Source organism: Leucothrix pacifica, assembly GCF_003172875.1.
Classification (GTDB): Bacteria; Pseudomonadota; Gammaproteobacteria; order Thiotrichales; family Thiotrichaceae; genus Leucothrix; species Leucothrix pacifica.
Window position 1 is genome coordinate 1 of sequence record NZ_QGKM01000133.1, and the last position, 5,485, is coordinate 5,485.

6 protein-coding genes are annotated in these 5,485 nt (G+C 45.9%); 2 read left to right on the top strand and 4 right to left on the bottom strand.

Going from position 1 to position 5,485, the window contains the following annotated elements; translation table 11 throughout:
• Positions 1-66 precede the first annotated feature (66 nt).
• Positions 67-690, top strand: coding sequence for a CobW family GTP-binding protein (locus DKW60_RS23215; protein ID WP_245929775.1), 624 nt, complete (start codon positions 67-69; stop codon positions 688-690).
• A gap of 17 nt (positions 691-707) precedes the next feature.
• Positions 708-1,097 carry an ABC transporter substrate-binding protein gene (locus DKW60_RS23220; protein WP_109840023.1) on the top strand — a complete coding sequence of 130 codons (390 nt, stop codon included), beginning with the start codon at positions 708-710 and terminating at the stop codon, positions 1,095-1,097.
• On the opposite strand, the gene DKW60_RS23225 is transcribed toward DKW60_RS23220, so the two are convergent.
• The 4 genes from DKW60_RS23225 to DKW60_RS23240 form a co-directional block, all read right to left on the bottom strand.
• Entirely contained in the window at positions 1,065-1,952 is an 888-nt protein-coding gene (locus DKW60_RS23225) for a nucleotidyl transferase AbiEii/AbiGii toxin family protein (protein ID WP_109840024.1), read from the bottom strand. The genes DKW60_RS23220 and DKW60_RS23225 overlap by 33 nt on opposite strands.
• A 1-nt stretch (position 1,953) precedes the next feature.
• On the bottom strand, positions 1,954-2,481 hold the full coding sequence (abiEi, locus tag DKW60_RS23230) for a type IV toxin-antitoxin system AbiEi family antitoxin (RefSeq protein ID WP_109840025.1): 528 nt from the start codon (positions 2,479-2,481) through the stop codon (positions 1,954-1,956).
• A gap of 116 nt (positions 2,482-2,597) precedes the next feature.
• Positions 2,598-5,198, bottom strand: a complete 2,601-nt coding sequence (gene hsdR / locus DKW60_RS23235) for an EcoAI/FtnUII family type I restriction enzme subunit R (RefSeq protein WP_109840026.1) — start codon at positions 5,196-5,198, stop codon at positions 2,598-2,600.
• The coding region (locus tag DKW60_RS23240; RefSeq protein ID WP_219988903.1) for a Fic family protein at positions 5,191-5,485 on the bottom strand (295 nt) is incomplete at its 5' end. The genes hsdR and DKW60_RS23240, both read right to left, overlap by 8 nt.

A 5,485-nucleotide genomic window follows, 5' to 3' on the forward strand; every position in this document is an offset into this window, starting at 1 on the left:
TCAATGTATTTGAAAAGATAATTTTGCTAGCTCAGTAGGCCCAACTGAGGATTTTAGGTTGAAGCGGTGCGTCAGGTCGCAACGGCTGATCGCTTGTTACTAACGAAAACTGATCTTGCTGATGATGCCATGGTGCCTCAGATTAAAGAACGTCTGAAGCAATTGAATCCAGCCGCACCGATTGTTCCTGTGCTACATGGAGAGGTTGATCCAAGCAATGTTTACGGCTTACGCGCCTATCATCAGTCAGAGACCACCGAAGCAAAACAATGGCTGTCTGCCGATAAATTCCGCTCAGTCACAACACTATCATCACCACAACACAGCGGCATTCGTAACCCCAAATCAAGCGCATCACCGGGTGTCGACGGACGTATTCGCAGCTTCTCTGTGACCTTCGATCAACCTCTGGCATGGCGAAATGTAACGGATGCAATGGCCGCTCTGAACCTATCCTGTGGTCCTCGTTTGTTGCGTATGAAAGGCATTGTCAATCTACAGGATCATCCTGATAACCCAACAGTGCTACATGGTGTTCAACACCTGTTTTATCCCGCAGTGAAATTAGCGGAGTGGCCTGATGATGACCACCGAAGCCGCTTTGTGTTTATCACCGCCGACCTTGATGAAGCCTTTGTCAGCAACTTATTAGCATCATTCAGCAACATAATTAAGCAACGACTCACTTAACGATACGGAGTTCCCTAATGTTTAAGCCCCTATCTATTGCCATTCTGGCAGCGAGCCTGTTCGCCAGTCCTATTGCCTTTTCTGCTGATAAAACCTCAGTGAAAATCTCTGCCCCATGGGAAATCAACAGCTATGACCCTGCGGTTTCAGGCTTTGCATTCCATCGCCTACAGGTCATGGAAACACTGGTTGATGCGGATACAAAAGGCATTTTGATTTCAGGTTTGGCGACTGAATGGTCAGCTACCGAAGATGGTATGAGTTGGAGCTTTACTGTGCGTGAAGGTGTTAAGTTTCACAATGGCACGCCCCGGAGGATGGTTCGGCCAACAGTAAAGCTGTCATTCAACAGCTGGTTAAGCCTTAGAAGTACGCTACCCTCCCATATCAAACTTGTTTTGAGATGAATCATTAATTAGAGCTGACGAAAGATCATTAATTTCATTCCGTACATACACCCAATAGTCAGGGTTATCAATCGTCCGCTCTTTGATTTGACTTGGAATAAAACGGCTCATTTCCATATTAAAATCTTCACGCACTTCCTCGTCTTGCATTAGTTTAGTCAGCTGACTATTGAGTGCTTTGATGAAGTCTTGTTTTTGTTTGTCTCTTGCCGCTAATTTCTGGTAGACCAAATCCGTCGATAGTTCAACACCCCGCTGCTTGATCCAAACGATATCCCAAATATCACGAGATTTAATCCTTCGCGCACGGTAGGCAAAAGCGATGAATTTGTCTGCCAGCGTTTCCTTTAGTGACTGTACCGGAATCAGTATTCCTTCTGTTGGCACGACAATATTATAATGGTTTATCAATGGCCTTTTTTCCACATCAAAGGATGGGATCGCGCAAACATCAATATGCATTTTTTGACGTGGCAAATCAGGTCGACCGGCTTCTTTGACGATGCTGATTTTCCAGGAAGAGGTGTTGCCTTGTTTGTCCTCAGTCGGCTTATTCACCCACACTTCGGTTTCATACTTATTTTGAATGTATGTTTGTATTTCAAATTCCAAGCCGTCAAAATTTGAAGGCTTAAAATCATGCCCACCGTTAAAGTCCAAGTCCTCTGATAAGCGAGCACTGTTGTAGCACATCCGCAGAGACGTCCCACCGATAAAAGTTAGTTTTTGCAACGCTCCTTGCTTTATGAGTACATCCATAATGTCATGATGGAGAATTTCTTTTTCCATCACAGGAGTAATAGCGGCATATTCTGGATTGGACTGAATAATTTGACGTATCTGTTCTTTCAACATGTTAATTCTCCACCAGCATATTCACGTTTCGATTACAGTCTTTAAGGTCTGCTATTGCTTGTTTGGTTGTTGCCCTAAACATTTTAATATCTGGATCGAAATACAAGTTGGGCGCAATACGATTTATTGGCTTCTTTGTGTGGGTAAACTCAATTACCCCGTACGGTGTTAAAAACGTCCCACTGCGCCCCTTTGTGACGACTGTAACCCTGTCGATTAGTACTTGTGAAATATCCCCTGTATGGCTCAACTGGCTTTCTAAGCTGATGTAATTCAGCACACCGCTACGCAGTTTTTTGATGATTTGATAGATGGCGCTTTCTGGCTCTGGAGGTGTGAGAGTGCTTTCATACAGCCCTTTGGCTACTCTTCTTAAAACACCTTTTTTAACGCCATCTGCTAAAAATTTGGTAAACGCCGGACCACTCGCTTCCTCTAACATAAAAGCCAGTTCTGAAGTGTTATGAATGCCCCCGCCAGCCTTAACAGTGGCGGAAAAAACGGCGAGCAGTTTTTCGGTTTTTGTCATAAAGGTCTACACTAAATAACCTAATACGTAACATATTGTAGACCTCATGATTACTGCTTGCAATGTGGGTAAGTCAGAAACCAGTATCCCAAAAGACCCTGTCCTCATTTAAACAATCACTCATACAAATATTTCTGAAACCCAATAAACGTATCCCGTATTGCCGCAGGAGAGCCAAACTCTGCTGCGGCATCACTAATAGTGCTGTATTTAAGCTCGACTAAGCTCCGCATCTTCTTTGCTGCAAGTTCTTGCACACCATCTTCAATATACTTATCCAAAATGAAGTCGATAAACTCGATTTGCTTATAAGTAAATTCACTGGCTATCGCGGGCTTAGCCGTTGCGACGCGTTCTTTCCGAGTATGTGTCTCACTGGCATAAGCAACATACGACAAGAGATCGTAAACATCGCTATCTTTGGCATCGACAATATCTTTCATGCTATCGAGTTTTTCATCGTCATAACCCGCATCATGCAAGTCAGTTAATAACTTTTCACGGGTACTTGGGTCACTCCAAATTTGACGCAACTCGTCCTCATCACTAAAGAAGCGTGGCAAGTCGCCAAACAGCTGTTCGACAAACTCCTTAGCGGTGATCATGTCACCATCAGCACCCATAAACAGCACACTTTTAATGTGCTGTATTTGACGTACCTTGCCATCCTTTAGCGTGATGAATATTTTCTCTGGTCGAGGCGACTTACCTTCCCCTTCATCGCAGCTACAAGGTGAATCACCACAATCACTGCATGGCTCGTCTACACCCGCACATTGACAGGGAGACTGACCGCACTCGCTACAAGGCTCATCATCAGTCGCATTCTCGCAATTACAAGGGTTAAAGCCACAGACCTCACAGACACAAACACAGGGGTGTTCATTACAAATGTCGCAAGGGTCTTGGTCTTCATCGTCCTTTCCTTTTGGCGGCAGTGGATCACCATCCCATTCCGGGTCAGCAAAATTATGATGCGCTTTAACAAAGTCATACACGGTGAAGTATGACTTCCCATCATACACACGCGTACCACGGCCAATAATCTGCTTGAACTCAATCATGTTTTTGCATTCACGCATTAACACGATATTGCGCACATTACGCGCATCCACACCGGTCGATAACTTGCGTGAGGAGGTTAAAATGGTCGGGATGGTTTTTTCGTTATCGCAGAAGGTGCGTAAGTCGTTTTCACCGGCTGCGCCATCGTTAGCGGTTACGCGTACACAATAGTTTGGATTCGTCGTCCAGCCCTTTTTTACCGCGTATTGGTTGATGAAGTCGCGCACCATACCGGCATGTTCTTGGGTAGCACAAAAGACGATGGTTTTATCGTGTGGGTTGATGTGATCCATCCAATACTGCACGCGCTTTTGTTCGCGCTGCGGCATGATGATAATGCGATTGAAGTCGCCTTCTTTATACACCTTGCCTTCTTCCGGTTCGCCCTTAAAGGTGACTGCATCGCCTGGGGTATACACGTATTCGTCCATCGTGCCGACAATGGGAAACACCTTGAAGGGCGTTAAAAAACCGTCGTTGATGCCTTCTTTTAAGGTGTAGCTATACACCGGCTCGCCGAAGTATTTATAACTATCGGCATTGTCGGTGCGCTTAGGCGTGGCGGTTAAACCTAGCTGCACCGCAGGGGCGAAGTAGTTGAGTATATCGCGCCATGAGCTTTCGTCATTGGCTCCGCCCCGGTGACACTCATCAATAATAATCAGATCGAAAAAGTCTTCGGGGTACTGTCTGAAATTGCAGTTTGAAGTGTCGGTAATGGTTGGCGGTGTGTAGTCTTCGTCTTCCAATAAGGCTTCATCTTCAGCATCGCTATTGGTGTCGTAGTTGTCATTATGGGCCGAGTCGGTCATTAAGGTTTGGAAGATCGCCATAAAAATACTGGCGTTTTTCGGTACGCCTTTGGCTTTCTTAATTTCACCGGGCGTTATGCGTACGACTGCATCTTCACCAAACGCGCCGAAGTCGTTATAGGCTTGCTTGGTGAGTACGTTGCGATCCGCTAAGAATAAAATACGCGGGCGTTTTTTGGCATTACTGGGGTTTTTAGCGGCTTGTAAACTCCAGCGACTGTTAAACAACTTCCATGCCATTTGAAAAGCAATACAGGTTTTGCCTGTGCCGGTGGCAAGCGTGAGTAAGATGCGGTCTTTGCCTTGTGCCATCGCTTCTAGGGCTTGGTTGATGGCGTTTTCCTGATAATAACGGGGTTGCCAGTCGCCTTTGCATTCAAACGGAATTTGTGCGAAACGTTCGCGCCAGATGGGGGTGTAATCGGGTTCTGGTTTGCCGGTTTCGGGGGCGAAGCATAAGCGCCATAGTTCGGTGGGGCTTAGGTAGCGGTCTACTAACTGCTCCTTGCCGGTGAGCATGTCTATTTGGTAGATGTCGTGACCGTTGGTGGCGTAGGCAAAACGGCATTGTAGTCGTTGGGCGTAGTCTTTGGCTTGGCGCACGCCTTCGGTGTAGCTTAGGTTTTCTCTTTTGGCTTCAATGGCGGCTAGTTTGCGGCCTTGGTACTCTAAAACATAATCGGCGCTTAGGTTTTTGGCGCGTTTGCCGCCACCCAGAATGCGACCCGCAGTGATGCCTACTTCACGACGAATGATGCTGTTTTCGATCACGCCCCAGCCGTCTGATTTTAGCTTGGGGGAGATGAGTTCGGCGCGGGTTTCGGATTCGTTTCTACTCATGCTTAGTATCCGTTGTTGAAACTGTGAGATAGCGCTGATTAGGGCTTTTAGGTTTATCTGGGATGGTCATTTTTAGCTGATTTGCATTCAGGAGTGGTAACAACACATTGTCTCTAAAATACGCTCGATGATTCATTTCTAAAAAAGCCATCATCTCCTTTGTTGTTCTTGGCTCTTGGCAATAATCTAACAACTTTTCAGCTTGTCCGGTAGCTTGTTCAGTAGCTTGTTCAGTAGCTTGTTCAGTAGCTTGTTCAGTAGCTTGTTCAGTAGCTTGGTCAGTAGCT